Below are 18,961 nucleotides of genomic sequence, written 5' to 3'. Positions count from 1 at the left end.
CTCAGGACTCTCGGACGGAGGCGGCCATGGTGCGCAGGGCTGCCGTGTAGGTGTCGATGAACTGCTCGGCGGTGGTGTCGGTGACCAGGGAGCGCTGGTGGTCCACGGCGAGCAGCACGCGCTGCGAGACCGGGTCCTGGATCAGCGAGGCGCCGAACGCGAAGCTGTTGGGCTCGTGGCGCAGGGTCGGCTCGCAGCCGATCCGGCCGTCCACGATGCGGGCCGAGCTGAGCTGGCCCAGGGCGTGGAAGCGCAGGTAGCCGAACTGGCTGTCCAGCGCGGTGTCGGTCATCAGCCGGGCGAGCCGGGCGAAGGGCACCCGGCGGTGCGGCATCATGTCCAGCTCCTCCCGGTGCACCTCGCGCGCCAGGGCGAGCAGGTCGCCGGTGGGCTCGCAGCTCAGCGGGACGGTGTTGAGGAACAGCCCGTACACCTCGGTGCCGCCGAGCCGTTCCAGCCGGCCGTTCACGGCGAGGCCGGTGGTGACGCGCCGTCGCCCGGTGATGGCGGCGAGGGCGTGCAGGTGGGCCGCGAGCGCGACCGACTTGACGGGCACCGCCAGCGCGTCGGCGACCAGCCGCAGCTGTCCGGGCGCCTCGGGCAGCACCCGCTCGACGGTGCGCGGCGCCTCGTGCACGTCCTCGCTGCCGGGGAACAGCTGGCCGCTGACGCCGGACAGCCGGTCGCGCCAGTACGCGAGCGACTGCTCGTCCTGGGCGGCCTGCCGTTCGACGGCCACGAAGTCGCGGAAGGCGGTGCGCGGCGGTGGGGCGGGGGCGCCGAGCGGGTCGGCGGCCAGGGCGGTGTGGCGCTCCAGGATCTCGGTGAGCAGCGAGGTGAAGCTCCAGCCGTCGAGGATGGCGTGGTGCTCGGAGATGGTGAGCTGGAAGGCGTCCTCGGCGAGGCGCTGCACGGTGATCCGGAACAGCGGCGGGGTGGTGAGGTCGAAGGGCGTCCACCGGTGGGTGTCGAACACCGCGCGGATCGCCGTGTCCTGGTCCTGGTCCGGCTCGCCGCGCAGGTCGGTGAACTCGACGGGCGCGGGCACTCGGCCGTGCACGAGTTGCAGCGGTTCGCCGTAGCCGGACAGGTCGAGGCCGGTGCGCAGCACCGCGTGGCGGTCCATCGCCTCGGCGACCGAGCGGCGGAAGGCCCGTTCGTCGAGGTCGCCCGAGAGCCGGTAGGAGTTGACGTTGTGGTAGCTGTCGGTGCCGCCGGCGATCTCCATGTGGAAGACCATGGAGAGCTGCATGGAGACCATCGGGTAGGCGTCGGTGAGGCCGGGCGGCAGGTCCTCGCGGTCCTCCGGGGTGATCAGGGCGAAGGGCTCGTGGCCGGCCGGGCCGTCGGCGACGGGCTTCGCCAGCGGCAGCAGGGCGGCGACCGTGGGGGCGTTGAAGACGTCCCGCAGGCTCACCCCCCAGCCGCGCTCGTGCAGCGCGCCGGCGAGCTGGACGGCCCGGATGGAGTCGCCGCCGAGGTGGAAGAAGTCGTCGTGGACGCCGATGCCGTCCACCCCGAGGACCTCCGTCCAGACGGCGGCGAAGGCCTCCTCCTCCGGGGTGCGCGGCTCGACGTGGCGGCCTCCGGTGGCCGCGGCGCGCTGGCCGGGGGCGGGCAGCGCGGCGCGGTCCACCTTGCCGTTGACGGTGAGCGGCAGCGACTCCAGGACGGTGAAGCTCGCCGGGACCATGTACGGGGGCAGCGAGCGGCCGAGGAAGCCGCGGACGTCGGCGGGCTCGCGCCCGGTGACGTACGCGGCGAGCCGGTCCTCGTGCACGGTGACCACGCAGGCCTCGACGTCGGGGTGGGCGGCGAGCGCGTTCTCGATCTCGCCGAGCTCGATCCGGAAGCCGCGCAGCTTGACCTGGAAGTCGGCGCGTCCGATGTACTCCAGGCCGCCGCCGGGCAGGCGCCGGGCGACGTCGCCGGTGCGGTAGAGCCGCGCCCCGGGCGGGCCGTAGGGGTCGGCGACGAAACGGCCCGCGGTGAGGCCGGGGCGGCCCCAGTAGCCGTGGGCGAGGCTGCCGCCGCCGATGTACAGCTCGCCGGCCGCGCCGGGCGGCACCGGACGCAGCCAGTCGTCCAGGACCTGGGCGGTGAGGTGCGGCATGGGCGCGCCGATCAGGCTGCGCTCGAAGCCGGCGCTGCCGGCCAGGTCGTGGGTGGTGACGTGGACGGTGGTCTCGGTGATGCCGTACAGGTTGCAGAGCCGGGCCGGGGGCGGCGGGTCGAGTTCGAACCAGCGCTGGACGACGCCCGGGTCCAGTGCCTCCCCGCCGAGCATGATCCACTTCAGTGCGGACAGGTCGCGCGGGCCGCGCCGCAGCACGGGCTCCAGCTGGCGCAGCGCCGAGGGGGTGAGGCAGAGGAAGGAGACCCGCTCCTGCTCCAGCAGTTCGGCGAACTCCTCCGGCGAGCGGCTGGTGACGTAGGGGACGACGACCAGGCGGGCACCGTGCAGCAGGGCGCCCCACATCTCCCAGACCGTCCAGTCGAAGGCGTAGCTGTGGAAGAGCGTCCAGGTCTCCTCCGGGCCGAAGCCGAAGTGCTCCGCGCCGTCCGCCAGGAGCCGGCTGACGTGCTCGTGGGCGACGGCGACGCCCTTGGGGCGGCCGGTGGAGCCGGAGGTGAAGATGATGTAGGCGACGTCCCCGGGGCGGCCGGCGGCCGGTGGCCGGTGGTCCGGCCGGGCGGCCAGGTCGGCGGCCTCGGCGGTCAGGTCGTAGGCCTGCCAGGGGCCTTCGGGGACCCGGTCCGGGCGGTCGGTGACGACGAGGGTGACGTCGGCGTCGTCGAAGACGAGCGCGGCGCGGTCGGCGGGGGCGGCGAGGTCCACGGGCACGTACGCGGCGCCGGTCTTGAGCACGCCGAGGACGGTGACCAGGACGTCGGCCGTGCGGTCCAGCAGCATGCCGACGCGGTCGCCGGGGCCGGCCCCGCGGGCGCGCAGGGCGTGGGCCAGGCGGTTGGCCCGGCGGTCGAGTTCGGCGTAGCCCAGCGTGCGGCCGGAGTCGCTGACGGCGGGCCGGTCGGGGTGGGCGTCGGCGGCCTGCTCGAACAGCCGGTGCAGGCAGTGGCCGGGGGTGTCGGTGGCCCGGACGGCCTCGGCCCCGGCGGTGCGGCCGGTCAGCCGCAGCACGGTGGCGTCGGGGTCGTCCAGGGCCGCGGTGAGCAGGGCGCCGAAGTCGGCGGCCAGCCGGCGCACCGTCCCGGCGTCGAACAGCTCGCTGCGGTACTCGGCCTCGCCGCGCAGTTCGCCGCCGGGGTCGCCTCCGGTGCCGTCTCCGGTGCCGCCGACCGCCCCGCCGCCGGTCCCGGTGCTGTCGAAGACGGACCAGGTGAGGTCGAACTTGCTGGTGCCGTTGGAGCGCACCCGGCTCTCGGCGGTGGCCGGGCCGAGCACGAGCGGGGTGCGGTCCTCGTCGTGGGCGCCGAACACCACCTGGACCACCGGCGGGTGCTGCGCGGTGCGGGCGGCGCCGAGCTGGTCGACCAGGTGGTCGAAGGGCACGTCGAGGTAGCCGTAGGCGTCGAAGGCCACGTCCTGGACGTGCTCCAGCAGGCCGCGGAAGGTCAACCCGGGCGCGAGCCGCAGGCGCAGCGGCAGCAGGTTGACGAAGTAGCCGAGCAGGTGCTCCAGTTCGGGGCGGTTGCGGGTGGTGACCGGGGTGCCGATCACCAGGTCGTCGGCGCCGGTCCAGCGGTTCAGCAGCAGGGCGAAGGCGGCTAGTTGGACGGTGAAGGGGGTGACGCCCTCCGCCTCCGCCAGGGCGCGCACCTTCGCGGCCGTGCCGGGGGCGAGCCCGAACTCCTCGGTCCGTCCTGCCGCGCCGCGCTCGGCGGGCCGGGGCCGGTCGGTGGGCAGCTCCAGCAGGGCGGGTGCGCCGTGCAGTTCCTCCTTCCAGTAGGTCAGGTGCTCCTCGTAGGAGGTGCCGAGCTCCTCCACCGCGTAGTCGGCGTACTGCTCGGTCAGCTCCGGCAGGTCGGCCTGCCGGCCCTGCACCGCGGCGCCGTACAGGTCGGCGAGTTCACGCTCGAAGACCTCGGCGGACCAGCCGTCCCAGACGATGTGGTGGACGGTGAACAGCAGGGTGGTGCGTTCGTCCGCCAGCCGGAAGGCCTCGGCGCGCAGCAGCGGGCCGGCGGCCAGGTCGAAGGGTTCGGCGCAGCGGGCGGTGAGCAGTTCCTCCAGGCGTCCGGCCTGCTCGGGGCCGCCCGCGCCTGGTCCGGCCGGGCGCAGGTCGGTCACCGCGAGCGGCACGGCGAGGGTGTGGTGGACCTGCTGGCGGGGGCCGTCGGAGTGCAGCGCGAAGGTGGTGCGCAGCACCTCGTGCCGGGCCACCACGGCGTCCAGCGCGCGCTGGAGCAGCGGGAGGTCCAACGGGCCGGTGACGTCGACGGTCCAGGGGGTGCAGTAGGTGACGGCCTGCGGATCGAGGCGGTCGAGGAACCAGAGGCCGCGTTGCAGCCCCGAGACGGGCGCGGTGCGCGCCGGGTGGTCGGACGGGCCCACGGCCTCGTTCCCTTCGTCTGCGGTGCGGCCCGTCATCGGGCGGCCAGCCGTTCGGCGATGGCGCTCACGGTCCTGGCCCGGAACACCAGTTGCGGGGGGACGCGGGTGCCGGTCTCCCGGGACAGCCGCATCGCGACCCGGACGGCGGCCAGCGAGTTGCCGCCGATCCGGAAGAAGTTGTCCTCCCGGCCGACCTCGGCGAGGTCGAGGACCTCGCGCACGGCCTCGACGACCAGCCGTTCGGTCTCGGTCAGCGGATCGCGGGCGGCGGCCCGACGCCCGGCGGGGGCGGGCAGCGCCTTCCGGTCGACCTTGCCGTTGTGGTTGAGCGGCAGGGCGTCCAGGACGTCCAGGGTGGCGGGCACCATGTGCTCGGGCAGCAGCCCGGCCAGGTGGTCGAGCAGCGCGTCCGGGTCCGGTGCGTCGGCGCCGACGGTGACGTAGGCGGCGAGGCGGTGGTCGCCCGGGGCGGGCTCGTGGACGGTGACGGCGGCCTCCTGGACGGCGGGGTGCCGGGTGAGCGCGTCCTCGATCTCGCCGGGCTCGACCCGGAAGCCGCGGATCTTGACCTGGTCGTCGATCCGGCCGGTGACCTCCAGCAGGCCCTCGGCGTTGACGTAGCCGAGGTCCCCGGTGCGGTAGAGGCGCTCGCCGGGGGCGCCGAACGGGGCGGCGACGAAGCGCTCGGCGGTGAGGCCGGGCCGGCCGAGGTAGCCGTAGGCGAGACCGCCCCCGGAGGCGTACAGCTCGCCGGTCACGCCGGGCTCGACGGGGCGCAGCCGCTCGTCCAGGACGACGATGCCCTTGCCGTTCAGCGCGACGCCGATCGGGACGGAGCTGCCGGTGACGTCCGAGGGGCGGACGTCGTGGCAGGTGGTCAGGCCGAGGCTCTCGACCGGGCCGTAGCCGTTGGCGACCACCAGGCCCGGGTGGCTCTCCAGGGCCTTGGCCACGTGGGTGACGGAGGCCCGCTCGCCGGCCGTGATGGCCAGCTTGAGGCCGTCGTAGGTCTCCGGGAACTCCTCCAGCAGGAAGTTGAACAGGCTGGCGGAGAGCTGGAGTTCGGTGACGCCGTGGCGGCGGGTCAGCTCGGCGATGGCCTGCGGGTCGGGGCGCTGGCCGGGCTGTAGGACGCACGCGCCGCCGAAGCAGAGCGCGCCGTAGAGCTCCAGCGCGAAGGCGTCCCAGGAGACCGGCGAGCACTGGAGCCAGACCTCGTCCGGGCCGAAGCGGGCGTAGTCCTGCCCGAGGTAGGTGGTGGTGAGCGCGCGGTGCGGGACGGCCGCGCCCTTGGGCCGGCCGGTGGAGCCGGAGGTGAACATCACGCAGGCGAGGTCGGCGCCGTCGACCGGCAGGCCGAGGTCGTGCGCGGCGCACCGGGCCAGTTCGGCGGCCGCGGCGTCCAGGTCCACCTGGCGCCGGACGGCGAACGGCACGGTGGCCCGGCGGTGGGTGATCACCGTCGAGGCGCCGGTGTCGGCGACCGCGCCGGCCAGCCGCTCGGCCGGGAAGTCCGGGTCGAGCAGGGTGTAGGCGGCACCGGTCTTGAGGGCCGCCAGCAGCGCGGTGACCATCTCCGGCCCGCGCTCGGCCAGCACGGCGACGGTGTCGCCGCGGCCGATGCCGAGGCCGACCAGGTGGCGGGCCAGCCGGTTCGCGGCGGCGTTCAACTCTCCGTACGGGACGGTCCGTTCGCCGGAGATCAGGGCGGTGGCCTGCGGGTCGCGGGCGGCCTGCGCCTCGAACAGGGCGTGCACCGGCACCTCCAGGGTGGCGGCCAGGGTGCCCAGCCACTCCTCGCACAGGCGGGCCATGGTGGAGGCCTCGAAGAGGTCGCTGTCGTACTCGAAGCGGCCGGTGAAGCCGGTGCCGCGGTCGTCCACCGAGACGGACAGGTCGAAGCGGGAGACCGGGTTGGAGTGCAGTTCCCGGGTGACCTCGCACCCGCCGACGGTCAGCGGGCGGGTGTCCAGCGGGTGCAGCTCCAGCAGCACCTGGCACAGCGGGTTGCGGTCCTCGGGGCGCTCCTCCAGCACCGCGTTCGCGATGTCGTCGAAGGGCACCTCCTGGTGCCGGTAGCCGCCGATCGACACCTCGCGCACGTGCCGGACCAGCTCGCGGAAGGAGGCGCCCTCCTCGACCTTCAGGCGCAGCGGCAGCAGGTTGACGAAGTAGCCGATCAGGCCGTCGAGTTCGGACCGGCCACGGACGTTCACCGGCGAGCCGAGCACCAGGTCGCGCTGCCCGGAGCGACGGTGCAGGGTGAGCGCCAGCCCGGCGAGCAGCACCATGAACGGGGTGGCGTCCTCGCTGCGGGCGAGCGCCCGGACGGCCCCGGCCACCTGGTCCGGCATCACGAACCGGTGGAACGCGCCGCGGAAGGCCTGCTCCTCGGGGCGAGGGTGGTCCGGCGCCAGCGCGTCGGCGTCCGGCACGTCGGCCAACTGCTCGCGCCAGTAGTCGAGTTGACGATCGACGGTGTCGTCCTGGTACTGCCAGGCCGCATAGTCGCCGTACTGGACGGCGAGTTCCGGCAACTCGGCCGGGCGCCCCTCGGCCGACGCGGCGTACAGCTCCTGGAGTTCGGCCTCCAGCACCGGGAGCGAGCCCTCGTCCCAGACGATGTGGTGGAAGAGCAGCAGCAGCGTGGTCGCCCCGGCGGCCCGGTAGACCCGCGCCCGCACCAGCGGCCCGCCCTCCAGGTCGAAGGGCTCCAGCGCGGCCCCGGCCACCAGCCCGTCCACCTGGTCGGCGGTGGTCTCGGTGAGCGTGAACGGCAGCTCCACGACCGGGTGGACGACCTGGCGCGGGCCGTCCTCGGCGAGCTCGAAGGTCGTCCGCAGGCTCTCGTGCCGCGCCACCACCCCGGCCAGCGCCCGCCGCAGCAGCTCGGGGTCGACCGGCCCGGCGAACCGGAACACCCAGGGCACCACGTAGGTCGGCGCGTCCGGGTTCCACTGGTCGAGGAACCAGAGGCCGCGCTGGAACTTCGACAGCGGGGCCTCGGTGGCGCCCGAGCGGACCAGCGCCGGGCGCTCACCGCCGGACGCGGCGGTCACCGCGGCGGCGAACTCCGCCAACGTCGGCGCGTCGAAGATGGTGTACGGAGATATCATCCCGAAGACGTCGAAGACCCTGCCCACCACTCGCACGGCCGTCAGCGAATCGCCGCCCAGGTGGAAGAAGTTGTCGTCCGCCCCGACCTCGGGCACCCCGAGCACGTCCGCCCAGACCGCCGCGATCAGCTGCTCGGCGGGCGTGCGCGGCGGCCGGCCGGCCGACTGGCCCTCGGACGCGGCCTGCGGCTCGGGCAGCGCCTCGCGGTCCACCTTGCCGCCGCCGGTCAGCGGGAAGGCCTCCAGCGCCGTGAGCGTCGCCGGGATCATGTGCTCGGGCAGCCGCTCGGCCAGCCAGGCCCGTACCTCGGCGTACCCCGGCGCGGAGCCGGTCACGTACCCGGCGAGTCGGCCCTCGCGCACCACCACCACGCAGCCGGTGACGCCCGGGTACCCGGCCAGCACCTGCTCGATCTCGCCCGGTTCGACCCGGAAGCCGCGGACCTTCACCTGGTGGTCGCTGCGGCCGACGAACTCCAGCGGGCCGTCCTCGGTCGTGCGGCGCACCACGTCGCCGGTGCGGTACATCCGGGCGCCGGGGGTGCCGCTCGGCGCCGCGAGCGGGTCTGCGGACGAGTCCTCGCCCGGGTTCCCGTCCGGGCCCGCGAACGGGTCTACGCCCGACCCCGCGAACGGGTCCGCGAACGGGTCCGCGACGAAGCGGTCGGCGGTGAGGCCGGGACGGCCGAGGTAGCCGGAGGCCAGCAGCGGCCCGCCGACGTACAGTTCGCCGGCCGTGCCGGGCGGCACCGGCCGCAGCCGCTCGTCGAGCACGTAGAGCCGCCGCCCGCCGAGCGCGGTGCCGATCGGCACGCCCGCCTCGGGCTGCTCGCCCGCGAGCCGGTGGGTGGTGGCGGTGACCACGGTCTCGGTCGGTCCGTACGCGTTCAGCAGCGGCACCCCGGTCGCGGCCCACCAGGCGGCGGCGGTGGCGGGCTCCAGCTTGTCGCTGCCCGAGATCATCAGCCGCAGGGTGCGCGGCGCCCGGTCGCCCAGGGCCGCCACCACGTCCTGGAAGTAGCCTGCGGCCAGGTTGGCGACGGTGACGCCCTCGGTGTCCAGCAGGTCCAGTAGTGCGGCCGGGGAGAGGAGTTGCCGCTCCGGGAGGACCAGGCAGGCCCCGACGGACAGCGCGCCGAGGACCTGCTCCACGGCCACGTCCACCGTCGGACGGGCGAACTGCAGCACCACGTCCTGCTCGGTCAGGCCGAAGGTCCGGACGGCGGCGGCCAGATGGCCGGTCAGCGCGGCGAGCGGGACGTGCACGCCCTTCGGGCGACCGGTGGTGCCGGAGGTGTAGATGACGTAGCCGGCACCCGCGTCCCCGCCCGCGCCCGTGCTGGCGCCGGCGCCATCGCCGCGCTCGGTGACCTCGGTGAGCTGCTCGCCGCCGAGGGCGAGGGAGGCCCCGGCGTCCTCGGCGATCCAGCGGTTGCGCTCCTCCGGGGCCTCCCGGTCCAGCGGCAGGTAGGTGGCGCCGGCCCGCAGGACCGCCAGCAGGGCAACCACGTGGTCCAGCCGGTCGCGGCCGGTGACGGCCACCGTCCGCCCGGGGGCGAGCCGGGCGGCGAGCGCGGCGGCCAGGCCGTCCAGCTCCCGGTAGCTGACGGTCCGGCCGCCGGTGCGGACGGCCGACCGCTCCGGAAAGCGGCGGACGGCGGAGGCGAACGGCTCGAAAGCGGACGGCTCGAAAGCAGGCGCCGCGATTTCGGGCGCAGATGTTTCGGGCGCCGTGATTTCGGGCGCAGCATTCTCAGTAGGGAAACCGCGAGAGGACATCATCCAACCCCAGAAGTGAGATGAATCGGCGACGAGTTCGACGATAGGGAGAATTCGACGGCCCTATCGGCAGGAAATGAGGAAGGAAATCGGCAGTTTCCGGTGACGCTTTCCGGTGCCGCTTTCCGGGCGGACCGCAGGAATCGGCCCGGGCAGGCCGGGGCTACCGGCCGGCGGTGAGCCCGAATTCTTCGGGGGACCAGACGTCCTCCCGGTCCAGGGCCTGGGGCGCGTACTTTCCGAGCGCACTGATCAGCAGTCGGAGTTCCAGCGCCAGACAGTCCACGAAGCGGCGGAGCCCGGATTCCCGGTCCTCCGCGACGGCGAGCAGCGCCGCCCGCCCGAGGCCCACCGCGCGGGCCCCCAGGGCCAGGCTCTTGACCGCCCTGGCGCCCTCCCAGATCCGCCCGGAGACCAGCAGCGAGGGCGGCGGCGCGGCCGCCAGCCGGCGCAGGCACTCCGCGAGCGGCAGTCCGACGTGCGGCAGGAACACCCCGGGCGCCCAGCCGGTACCGCCTTCGGCGCCGTCCACCACGACCGCGTCCGCCCCGGCCTCGTGCGCCACCCGGGCGGCCTCGGCCACGTCCCGGCCGGGATAGAGCTTCACCCAGATCCGCACCCGCGGATAGTTGTTGCGCATCAGCCGGATCTGCTGGCGCAGGATCTCCGCGGTGAAGGTGCCCGGGGTGGCGGCGCGCAGGACCCGCCCGTCGCCGAACAACGGGTCCAGCCCGAAGCGGTCGCCCAGCGCGGCGGCGGCCTCGGCCGCCAGCACCGTCATGCCGCCCAGGCCCGGTTTGGCGCCCTGGCCGACCTTCAACTCGAAGGCCAGCCGCCCGGATTCGAGCAGGGGCAGGGCGGCCGGGTCGCTGTGGACGAGGTTCCACACCTCGGCGTCGGCGTCCTCGGTGCTCTGCTGGACGGCCACGCCGCCGAGGCCGTCCGGAAGTTCCTCGGTGTAGGCGCGCAGCCGGCCGAGCAGCGTGCGGTCGGCCGCCTCGCCGAGCCGGCCGTAGCCGTTCACCGGCACCACGTTCTCGCCGATCACCATCGGGATGCCGAGTGCCCCGGCCTGCCGGCTCAGCGCCAGCCCGAGGTCGCCGCCGGCGGCCCGGGTGGAGCCGGTCGCGGAGACGTACACCGGCAGCGCGGAGGCGAACCCTCCGATGGCGGTAGCCAGTTCGACGTCCCGGTAGTCGGGCTCGCGGCCGAGGTCGATCAGCTTGGCCAACCGCTGCGGCAGGAACAGCGGCGGGACGATCCGCAGCGCGTCCAGGACGTCCGGCGGCGCCGCCCGGTCCGCCGCGTCCGGCCGGCCGGCGCCGAACAGCACGTGTCCGTACTCCTCGGCGGGCGGGAACGCGGCCGCCGCCCCGGCGCGGGCCCGCGACCGGACCTCCTCCTCCGGGAATCCCGGGGCACTGAGGTCACTCACGGGGACACCACCCCGGCGATCTTCGGGAAGGCGCTGGCCTGCCAGACGGCGTCCAGCCCGGCGACGTACCGGGTGAGCCGCTCGACCCCGATGCCGAAGCCCGCGCTGGCCGGCACGCCCTCGCGCACCAGGTCCAGGTACCAGCGGTACTTCTGCGGGTTCTCGCCGGTCTCCCGCATCCGGGTGATGATCTCCGCGTAGTCGTTGGTGCGCTGGCTGCCGCTGCACAGTTCGCCGTAGCCCTCGGGCGCCAGCAGGTCGAAGTTGCGCAGCAGGCCCGGGTCGTCGGGGTGCTCGCGGTCGTAGAAGCCGCGCGAGCCCTTCGGGTAGTCGGTGACGAAGAACGGCCGGTCCCGCCGGGCCGACAGCAACGCCTCGCCGTCCCAGTCGAGTTCGGCCTCGGGGCTCTGCGGGTGCCCGATGCCCTGGAGTTCGGAGACCGCCTCGGCGTGCCGGATGCGGCCGAAGGAGCCCTGCAGCAGTTCGGCGAAGGCCTGCGGGTCCCGGCCGAGTTCGGCGAACTCCTTGGGCAGCGCGCGGACCGTGCTGTCGACCATGTGCACCACCAGGTCCTCGGCGAGCTGGACGACGTCATCCCGGCTCGCACCGGCGACCTCCACGTCCAGTTGGTGGAACTCGGCGAGGTGCCGGCTCGTCCCGGCGGTCTCCAGCGGCTCCAGGCGGACGTTCGGGGCGATGCAGAAGATCTTGTCGAAGGCGAGCAGCGAGGCCTGCTTGTACAGGATCGCGCTGGTCATCAGCTTGTAGCGGTGGCCGTAGAAGTCGATGTCCACCTGCTTGGAGCCGCGCGCGCCGGGATCGGTGACCGGGCCGATGATCGGCGGCAGCAGCTCGGTGAAGCCCCGGCCGCGCAGGAACTCGCGGGCCGCGGTGAGCAGGTGCTGCTGGATCCGGAGCGCGCTGCGGGTGGCCGGCGCGGTCAGGTGCCGGCCCGGGTCGGTCGGCGGCAGGGGCGTGGAGTCGGGCATGCTCGGGGTCCTCTTCTCTCGTTCTCTCGTGGCGCGTGGAGCGTGGAGCGTGGAACGTGGCGCGTCGGTGGAGTCCGCTCGCGGAGCGCTCGTCGTGCGGCGGTACGCCGCCGGCTGGCTCACCGGACGGCGGGCAGGCCTCGGGGTACGGGTGCGGGCGACCGCTCGGCCCGGCCGTCGTAGCGCCGCTGGACCTGGGAGAGCGCGGCCAGCAGCCCGGCCGAGCCGAGGATCGGCGCGCGGCCGCCCTCGGCGAGCCCGGCGATCGGCATCGAGCCGACGGCGGACCACAGCAGCCGCCCGTCCGGGCCCAGCGAACTGCGCGTCCGCCCGGCGTTGTCCGGGTGCAGGCAGTACGGCACGTCCAGGTAGCCGGCCGCGAACGCCCGGACCAGGGCCCGTCCGAGGTCGGCGTCCAGGTCGAGCACCGCGCCGATCAGCGCCCTGGCCTCGGCCTCGACTCCGGTGTCCGGCGGGGCGGCGGGCCGGGGGCGGGTGCGTTCCGCCGTGGCGGCCGCGGCGGCGGCCTCCAGCGCCCGGACGTTCTCGGCGACGGTCGGGATGCGGTGCGCCTCGGCCGTGGTCTTGACGATCAGCCGGGCGGCGCCGCCGCGCACCGCGAGCCGCGCCGCGTCCTCCAGCAGCAGCCGGGCCCCGCCGGGCGAGCGCGGGTACACGCCCATGTACGCGTAGACCACGAGGTGCCAGTCGACGTCCACGAGCAGTTCGCCGGCGATCCGGCCGAGCGCGGCCAGCGCCTCCTCGTCCTGGCGGGGGTCGGCCTGCTGGGCGTAGCTGAGCGAGATGCTGCGCAGCCCGTGCTGACGGAAGAACAGCGCCTCCAGGACGCTGATGGCGATCAGCAGCGAGGGCGGGCAGAGCTGGCCCATCATGCAGCCGCCGAAGGTCTCCAGGTGCGGATCGGCACCGAACTCCCGCATGGACGAGAGCAGTTCGCAGCTGCGCTGCCAGCGGGCCACCGCCTCGTGCAACGGGGTGCGGCCGTACGGCAGGCAGTAGGAGACCGGTCCGCCCTCGGTGGCGTCCAGGCCGGCCGCCAGCAGCGCCCCGATGATGTGCTCCGGCGCGGCCGAGCCGTGCCGGACCTGGACCGGGAAGCCCGCGTCCGCCACCCCGTCCAGCACCGCCCGGGTGACCTCGACCGGGTGGGTGGCGATCGGGTATCCGTTGAGGCCGGCCCCGGCGGCCAGTGCGCGCCGCGCGGCGTCCAGGTCTCCGGTGCGGGTGTAGCTGTCCAGGGTGATGGTGCCGACGGTGACGGCGGCGGCGGCCCGGGTGGCGAGCAGGCCCTCCCGCATCCGGGCCGCCTCCGCCATCCCCATCCGGGGCTGGACCACCAGCGCGCCGGCTTCCGCGGCCTGCGCCACGAACGCGCCGAAGCTCGTCACAGCAGGACCCGGGAGCGCAGCCCGTCGACGAACTCACGGAACCCGGCCACCGCGGAGCCCTCCTCGAAGACCCGGTCGAAGCCGGCCGCCAGCAGCGTCCGCTCGCGGTCGGGGTCGTCGGTTCCGGCGATGCCGAGTTTGCCGCCGATGACCGTCGGGGTGCGCCGCAGCTCCGGGCAGGCGCGCAGGGCCGGGATCACCCGCAGTCCCTCCTGGTAGCCGTGCCCGTTGACACTGCTGACCACGATCAGGCCCGGTTCGATCCGGCGGCATTCGGAGAGCAGCAGGGCGTCGGGGACGCATGCGCCCAGGTTCGTCACCCGGTGGCCCATCTCCTCCAGCAGCAGTTGCAGGAACACCAGGTTCCAGGTGTGCGAATCCGAGGCCGTCGTCGTGACGACGACCTCCAGTCTGCTCTGTTCGGCGTTTCCGTGATCCACAGCCCAGCCCTCGTCGGTAGCGATCGTCGATGGAATTCCGCCGACGACCCAGCCGGCGGCCCGGGAATTCCGGCGCGTATTCCGCGACGGTCCAGCCCCACAGAGAACGCTAGGGACGATCGGGCCCGGCAACCGGCAGCTCATGCGGCAAGATGCGGGCAAGTAGCGGCAGTATCGGCACCCCGCCGGTGTGTCGCCGCACGGTCAGCCCGCGACGGCGAGCAGCGGGACGTCCCCGGCCGGCGCGAACCGGTGCCCGGGCTCCTCCAGGACGAGGCGGCGGCACACGTTGAGCACCGTGAACCGCACCCCGTCGCGGGCGGGTACGCTGCGGATCAGTCCGCGCGAGAGCAGTTCGTGCACCGTCGCCAGGCAGGTCTGCGGCGCCCAGCCGCTGCGGACCACCGCGTCCTCCCCCGACCAGTCGCCGGGCTCGTCCACGAGCACGTCCAGCAGGGCGCGCTGGCGGTCCGTCAGCCGTCGGATCGCGGGCTCCACCTCGTCCCGGACGTCACCGCGCGTGCCGTACACCACCGGTGGTGCCGCCAGCGTGAACGGGCCGGCCGAGAGCCGGGCCACCAACTGGGCGGTGGACTGCACCAGCGTCCACCCCGCCGCGCGCTCCAACGCTCCCGGCAGGCCGTCCAGGTGGCGGCAGAGCGCCGCGACGGCGGGGGCCTCGGAGCGCTCCAGGGTGTAGCCGGGGCGCAGCCGGCGCAGGTGCGAGAGCAGCAGCCGGACGGCCCCGACCTGCGCCAACGCCTCGGGTTCGGCGTCGAGTTCGGGGGCCGGTACGGGCAGCGGCGCGAGCGGGACGACCTGCCCCCCGGGCAGCGGCCACGCCTCCCGGGCGGTGATCAGCACCCGCAGCCCGGGGCAGTGGTGGAACAGCCCGTCCAGTCGGCCGGCGTCGACTCCGCCGTCGGCGCCGTCCAGCACCAGCAGGGCGGGCCGGTCGCCGATGTCCCGGACGATGTCGTCCGACCGGCCGTGCCAGGGGGCCGGATCACCGGCGCAGTCCACCCAGCGCACCGACCAGCGGGCGGCCAGGTGCAGGCGGCGGGCCACCTCCAGGGCGAGCCGGGTCTTGCCGACCCCGCCGAGTCCCACCAGCGAGACCAGCCGGTCCCCGTGCACCGCGAAGGCGTCGGACAGCACCTCGGCCTCCATCTCCCGGCCGACGATCGCCCCGCGCGCCACCGGCGGGGCGACCGGCGCCACCGTCGCCGGCGGCTCGTCGGCGAGCGGGTGCCGACGGGCGGCCTCCTCGAAGTCCGTCCGGCTGCGGCCCTCCAGCCGCAGCGCGTCCGCCAGCAGTCGGACGGTCTCGTTCCGCGGCCGCCGCACCCGGCCGCTCTCCATGTCCCGGATCGCCCGCACGCTCAGGGTGGCGTGATCGGCCAGGCACTGCTGGGTCAGGCCGATCCGCTCGCGCCGTACCCTCAACTGCTCGCCGAAGCCCGCCGCCGTCTCCACCGCTTGCACCCACTGCCCGCCGTCCATGCCTCGTCTGCCCTTCCGTGGTCCGGACTCCTGATCGGGGTCGGGCCCGGCGGCGGCATCAGCGCTGGGCACCCGCGCGGTCCGTGGTCCGACCGTACGGGTCCCGGTGGTCAGGCTGTGGCCTCCGAACCGGTCCCCTCCGGTTCCCGATGCTCCAGGCTCGCCGTCTACGCCCGATCAACGGCCGATCACCGGCCCCACCCATGACCTTCACGCGGACCTCACAGCCCGTCGGCGGACTGCTCCTCGAGTGCGGCGCGGGCCACATCCATCAGTGCGTCGAGCGCGTCACGGGTCCTGGGCCCGAACACGCCCGCTCCTACGCCGAGGCCGCCCGCCGCGCCGTCGACGCGGGCTTCGACGGGGTGGAACTGCACGGCGCGAACGGCTACCTGATCTCGCAGTTCCTCTCCTCCAACGCCAACCGGCGCACCGACCGCTACGGCGGCCCGGTGCGCAACCGGATCCGCTTCGCCGTCGAAGCCGCCGCCACCACCGTCGAGGCCGTCGGCGCCGCCAGGACCGGGATCCGCCTCTCCCCCGGCGGCACCTTCTGGGGCGTGGCGGAGGAGGACGTCCTGGAGCTCTACACCGCCCTGCTCGGCGAACTCGCCGGCCTCGGGCTCGCCTACGTCCATCTGGAGGCGACGACGGACGAGCCGTCCCTGCTCGCCCTGCGCCGCGCCTGGCCGGGCACGCTCATCATGAATCCGGTGCTTCCGATGGGCCCGAAGCAGGTCGACCGCGACGCGGCGGACCACTGGCTCGGCCTCGGCGCCGAGCTGATCAGCTTCGGCCGCGCCTACCTCGCCAATCCCGACCTCGTCGAACGGCTGCGCACCGGCGCCCCGATCGCCCCGGCCGACGAGGCCACCTACTACCAGGGCGGAGACCGGGGCTACCTGACCTACTCGGCCTACCAGCACACGGTCGACCAGCAGTCGTAGCGGCCACCCGCCCGAGGCCGCCGCGGCGGCGCCCCGCCCCGGGAGGTTCAGTCCAGGAGCTTCGCCAGGACGCGGTCGAGCGCCTGGATGTCCTCCGGGGGCAGGGCGAGCAGGTCGTCGGGCGGGGTGGTGAGGATCCTGACGGCGAGGGCGGCCTTCGCCTGGCCCTCCTCGGTGAGATGGACCAGCTTGGACCGGCGATCGGCGGGATTGGTGACGCGTTCGGCGAGGCCGCGCCGCACCAGATCGTCGACGATGACGGTGGTGTACGGCGGGTCGCTGCCCAGCCGCTCGGCCAGGTCCCGCAGGGTGATCGGGTCGGCGCCGAGGCGGCGCAGCGCCCTGACCCGGCTGAAGCTCATGCCGAGGGCTTCGGCGACGGTCTTGCGGCGGTCGTAGCGCTCCAGGACGAGCGCGTTCAGCCCCTGCCAGACCCTGGTCGCCGTCCTGGCGGCGGCCTCGCCCCCCTCGTGGTGCTCGCCGGCGTGCAGGCGCTCCATCAGGTGTTCACCGTCTCCTTCGTCTCCGCCGTCGCCGTCGTCTCCTGTGCCTCCTCGGCGGCGAGCCGCTCCGCCGTGCGCAGGGCCGTCTCCCGGGCCCAGCGGCCGGAAGTGAGCGTACCCGTGACCAGCACGGCGCCGCCGCAGCCGGCGATGATCCACCACGCCGTCCGCCCGGCGTCGGTGAAGGCCGCCGTGTGCGCGTACGCCCCGCCCGCCATGAGGGCGCCGACGACGGCCACGCCGAGGGACTGGCCGATCTGCCGGCTGGTGGAGGCCACCGCCGCCGCGACGCCGGCCTGCGAACGGGGCATGCCCGACACGGCGGTGTTGGTGATGGGCGCGTTGACCAGCCCGAAGCCGGTGCCGAAGAGCAGGTAGGCGACGACCAGCACGGCCGTCGGAAGGTGGCCGGAGTAGGTGAGCGCCTGGAGCACGGCGCTCGCGCACAGGGCCGCCCCGGCGAGGAGCAGGGGGATGCGCGGCCCGCGGGAGGCCACCATGCGGCCGGACACCGGTGCGGTCAGCAGCGCCATCACCGCCATGGGCAGCATGAACAGTCCGGCGTGCAGCGGGGTGAGCCCGCGCACGTTCTGCAGGTACAGGGAGCTGACGAACAGGAAGCCGCCCAGGGCGGCGAAGGCGGCGACCGCGATCACGGTGGCGCCCGCGAACGGCGCGGACCGGAAGAACCGCAGGTCGATGAGCGGGTCGGTGCGCCTGGGCTCGTACCACAGCAGACCCAGCAGCGCGCCCAGCGCCGCCGCCGCGCAGCCGGCCACGAGGGGCGAGGTCCAGCCGCGCTCCGGCGACTCGATGATCGCGTACGTGAGCGCGGTGAGCAGGACGATGACGAGCACCTGGCCGACCGGGTCCACCCGGCGGGGCCGCGGCGCCCGTGACTCCGGCACGTACCTGCGGGTCAGGAACAGTGCGGCCAGGCCGATCGGCACGTTGATCCAGAAGACGGCCCGCCAGCCGGCCGACTCGACCAGGGCTCCGCCGACGATCGGTCCGGCGGCCATGCTGATGCCCACGACGCCGCTCCACACGCCGATGGCGCGGGCGCGTTGCCGGGAGTCGGTGAAGGTGTTGCTGATGATCGACATGGCGACGGGGTTCAGCATAGATCCGCCGACCGCCTGGAGCATCCGGGCGGCGACGAGCCAGCCGAGCCCGGGGGCCAGGCTGCACAGCAGCGACGCCGAGGTGAAGACCACCAGCCCGATCTGGAAGACCCGGCGGCGGCCCACCCGGTCGGCGGTGGAGCCGGAGAGCATCAACAGGCTGGCCAGCACCAGCGTGTAGGCATCGACCGTCCACTGCAGCCCGGACACCGAGGTGTGCAGGTCACGCTGGATGGCGGGCAGGGCGACGTTCAGGATGGTGTTGTCGAGGCTGACGATCAGCAGGCTCATGCAGCAGATGGCGAGCACGAGCCACGGCCGTCGTAGGGCGGCGTCCGGCATGACGGGGGCTCCACGGTTAGTTGTGTTGTCGAAATCATTGTGAGCATACAACTAACTCGGCGGACGGCCCAGGCCCTGGCGCGGAATCGTTCTGTAGACGGATTTCCGGCCCACCCTCCGCCGTCACGCCCCGCCCTCCGCCGTCACCGCCCGCCCACCACCGTCACGCCCCGCCGGCCGGCTCCGGCGGCCAGGTGCCGAGGGCCAGGACGCCGGTGGCGTAGGCGCGGGCGACCAGTGCGGTGCGGTTGGGCAGCTGCCAGCGGCGGGTGAGCCGGGCGAGGTGGTAGTTGACGCCGTCCGGGGTGAGGCCGATCTCCCGGGCGATCTGGGCGGTGGTGGCGCCCCGGGCGGCGGCCGCGAGGATCCGGGCCTCGATCGGGCTCACCGCGGGGCGGGGGGCGGCCGCCGGGGTGGCGGGCTCGGTGCGGACGCGCAGCGAGAGCAGCAGGTTCGGGGTCTCCTGCGGGGTGTCGCCGACCAGGGTGACGGTCATCTCGCCGCTCCGCCCGGTGCCGTCGGCGGCCGACCAGGAAACCGGGGCCGGGTACTGCGAGCGGCGGTGCAGCCGGACGGCCTCGGCGAGTGCCGGAATGGTGGTGCTGTCCCGGAGGGTGAAGAACTCCAGGATCCTGCGGTTGCGCAACTGGCCCGGCAGCAGGCCGAACTCGGCGGCCATCGCCCGGTTGACGATCATGATCCGGCCGCTGAACTCGCACACCGCCATCGCCACCGGCACGTGGTCGAGCAACCGCAGGGTCCGGTTGCGCCAGATGACGGCGAGGTCCTGCCAGCTCTCCGCGGTCGACTCGCAGTCGGTCAGTCTCATGCCCGGCCCTCCCGTGTACGGCTCGCGTG

At 74.4% G+C, this 18,961-nt stretch carries 10 protein-coding genes and 1 pseudogene; 1 reads left to right on the top strand and 10 read right to left on the bottom strand.

Annotation, left to right across the window (positions count from 1 at the left end; genetic code table 11):
- Position 1 precedes the first annotated feature (1 nt).
- The 7 genes from ACIPLC_RS18060 to ACIPLC_RS18030 form a co-directional block, all read right to left on the bottom strand.
- A complete protein-coding gene (locus tag ACIPLC_RS18060; RefSeq protein ID WP_400473964.1) occupies positions 2-4,516 on the bottom strand; it encodes an amino acid adenylation domain-containing protein in 4,515 nt (1,504 codons plus the stop codon).
- Positions 4,517-4,548: 32 nt separating this feature from the next.
- Positions 4,549-9,411, bottom strand: coding sequence for an amino acid adenylation domain-containing protein (locus tag ACIPLC_RS18055; RefSeq protein WP_400473963.1), 4,863 nt, complete (start codon positions 9,409-9,411; stop codon positions 4,549-4,551).
- Between the two features lie 163 nt (positions 9,412-9,574).
- On the bottom strand, positions 9,575-10,846 hold the full coding sequence (locus ACIPLC_RS18050) for a glutamate synthase-related protein (RefSeq protein ID WP_400473962.1): 1,272 nt from the start codon (positions 10,844-10,846) through the stop codon (positions 9,575-9,577).
- Positions 10,843-11,835, bottom strand: a complete 993-nt coding sequence (locus ACIPLC_RS18045) for an asparagine synthetase A (protein ID WP_400473961.1) — start codon at positions 11,833-11,835, stop codon at positions 10,843-10,845. The genes ACIPLC_RS18050 and ACIPLC_RS18045 overlap by 4 nt, the downstream gene beginning before the upstream one ends.
- Before the next feature lie 119 nt (positions 11,836-11,954).
- Complete coding sequence (locus ACIPLC_RS18040) at positions 11,955-13,244, bottom strand: methylaspartate mutase (RefSeq protein WP_400473960.1); 1,290 nt, start codon at positions 13,242-13,244, stop codon at positions 11,955-11,957.
- Positions 13,241-13,684 (bottom strand): cobalamin B12-binding domain-containing protein, encoded by a 444-nt coding sequence (locus ACIPLC_RS18035; protein WP_400473959.1) that lies wholly within the window; start codon positions 13,682-13,684, stop codon positions 13,241-13,243. The genes ACIPLC_RS18040 and ACIPLC_RS18035 overlap by 4 nt, the downstream gene beginning before the upstream one ends.
- 204 nt (positions 13,685-13,888) lie before the next feature.
- The gene (locus tag ACIPLC_RS18030) at positions 13,889-15,187 is read right to left on the bottom strand and encodes a helix-turn-helix domain-containing protein (protein WP_400473958.1); all 1,299 of its coding nucleotides are present in this window, start codon (positions 15,185-15,187) and stop codon (positions 13,889-13,891) included.
- Positions 15,188-15,477: 290 nt separating this feature from the next.
- On the opposite strand from ACIPLC_RS18030, the pseudogene ACIPLC_RS18025 reads away from it, so the two are divergent.
- Positions 15,478-16,134, top strand: a pseudogene (locus ACIPLC_RS18025) (alkene reductase); the annotation flags it as partial.
- A 47-nt stretch (positions 16,135-16,181) separates the two neighbouring features.
- Here the strand turns inward: ACIPLC_RS18025 and ACIPLC_RS18020 are convergent.
- From ACIPLC_RS18020 to ACIPLC_RS18010, 3 genes are all read right to left on the bottom strand, one after another.
- Positions 16,182-16,634 (bottom strand): MarR family winged helix-turn-helix transcriptional regulator, encoded by a 453-nt coding sequence (locus ACIPLC_RS18020; RefSeq protein ID WP_400473957.1) that lies wholly within the window; start codon positions 16,632-16,634, stop codon positions 16,182-16,184.
- The gene (locus ACIPLC_RS18015) at positions 16,634-18,103 is read right to left on the bottom strand and encodes an MFS transporter (protein WP_400473956.1); all 1,470 of its coding nucleotides are present in this window, start codon (positions 18,101-18,103) and stop codon (positions 16,634-16,636) included. The genes ACIPLC_RS18020 and ACIPLC_RS18015 overlap by 1 nt, the downstream gene beginning before the upstream one ends.
- Before the next feature lie 163 nt (positions 18,104-18,266).
- Positions 18,267-18,932, bottom strand: coding sequence for a LuxR C-terminal-related transcriptional regulator (locus ACIPLC_RS18010; protein WP_400473955.1), 666 nt, complete (start codon positions 18,930-18,932; stop codon positions 18,267-18,269).
- Between the last annotated feature and the right edge of the window lie 29 nt (positions 18,933-18,961).

It is taken from the genome of Kitasatospora sp. NPDC086801 (assembly GCF_044745805.1).
In the GTDB taxonomy this organism is placed as follows: Bacteria; Actinomycetota; Actinomycetes; order Streptomycetales; family Streptomycetaceae; genus Kitasatospora.
This window is presented reverse-complemented; position numbering and strand designations above follow the sequence as displayed.